Source organism: Jejuia spongiicola, from assembly GCF_023502325.1.
Classification (GTDB): domain Bacteria; phylum Bacteroidota; class Bacteroidia; order Flavobacteriales; family Flavobacteriaceae; genus Wocania_A; species Wocania_A spongiicola.
This window is the reverse complement of the sequence record NZ_JAMFLZ010000025.1, coordinates 1-799: the sequence shown is the minus strand read 5'-3', so window position 1 is coordinate 799 and position 799 is coordinate 1. Positions and strand designations below refer to the sequence as shown.

The following is a 799-nucleotide window of genomic DNA, read 5'->3' as shown; positions in this document are numbered from 1 at the left end:
TAGCAAATGTTGCTGAGCAGTACTGACTATTACCGCCATTAAAAGTTATATTAGAAGGGACATCATCAATACCATCGTTAGCAGCACCACTAGAGTCTGTATACCAACCTATTAAGGTGGCATCGTAGTTTGTTGTAGATAGGGTGGTACCAGTAAACATATCATTCATTGTTGTAACATTGCTAATATCCCAGTTGCCTATATTCTGGTCAAAACGTGTTGCTTTATTGAACATATTACTAAAGCGAGTTGCACTAGAAGTATCCCAGTCACTGATATCTTGATTAAAAATTGAAAATGAAAAAGCCCCTTCAAAAACACTCACATTTTCAACATTCCAATTATCTAACGGTTGATTAAATGACGATTGTGAAAATATACTCCTCATTGATGTAACAGCGCTTACCTTCCAATTATTGATGGGAGAATCAAATGAGGTCTGTTGAAAAACTCGTTCCATATTAGTGATTGTACTTACCTCCCAATTGTTAATAGCTCCTCCATTATCTACAAAAGAACTACACCCTAAAAACATACCTAGCATTGAAGTGGCAAGACTTAAATCTGGGGTGTCAGTTGCATTTAGTACTAAATTACTACAACCATAAAATGCTCTTTCCATCGAAGTCCATGCACTTGTTCCCCATTGTTCAATCGTTTGTATTTTATCCTTATCTCCTGTATTGTTAAAAAATATTCTAGGAAAAACACCACGAATGGCAACAGTATATGTACCAGCTGTTAAAGTAGTACTTGTAGCATTACCTGAAACATTGGTAGATTCTGCATTAAAAGTAGC

The 799-nt window shown here is 35.8% G+C and carries 1 protein-coding gene; it reads right to left on the bottom strand.

The window, feature by feature from the left end; genetic code table 11:
* Positions 1–799, bottom strand: a 799-nt coding sequence (locus M3P09_RS17190; RefSeq protein WP_249974058.1) for a BspA family leucine-rich repeat surface protein, incomplete at both ends; no start/stop codon positions are given.